At 51.3% G+C, this 450-nt stretch carries 1 pseudogene; it reads right to left on the bottom strand.

The features are described 5' to 3' along the window. Nucleotides 1-73 precede the first annotated feature (73 nt). A pseudogene (locus C5C07_RS20820) lies at nucleotides 74-450 on the bottom strand (restriction endonuclease); the annotation flags it as partial.

The following is a 450-nucleotide window of genomic DNA, read 5'->3' as shown; positions in this document are numbered from 1 at the left end:
TGTACGGTTTCATCGAGATCATCGTGCTCTTAAGAAGGCAATCGCTTTCTTCGGGCGACAGTCGCTCAAAGTGCTAGACGGCTCCAGACGTGAGAATAAACCCTAGTAGGAGTAGGATACTAATAAGCAGGCCACCAACGAGTGGTGTATTCTCCATTGCTTTCTCGTGGAGGGCCATCTGTTCGTACTCTGAACGGAATTCTTCGAGATTCTCCTCGTCGTAGAAGTACTTCGTTTTCAGCACAAACCGCTCGGTGACTGCACAGCCTGTACACACTGGTGTCCCCTCGAGCCGTTCTGTTTTGATGTGCGAGCCACAGTTGATGCTCCCACAATTTGCACAGTAGGTGTACGATTTCGCATTTTCTTTCTCACAGTGGACGCAGCGATGGATTCCGTCTTCGATCGCGACTCGGGAGGGCCCTGCAGCGTAGTACGAGTACGGATAGG

Source organism: Haloferax sp. Atlit-4N (assembly GCF_003383025.1).
Lineage (GTDB): Archaea > Halobacteriota > Halobacteria > Halobacteriales > Haloferacaceae > Haloferax > Haloferax gibbonsii.
Note: the sequence above shows the minus strand (reverse complement) of the source record. Positions and strands in the feature narration are given on the sequence as shown.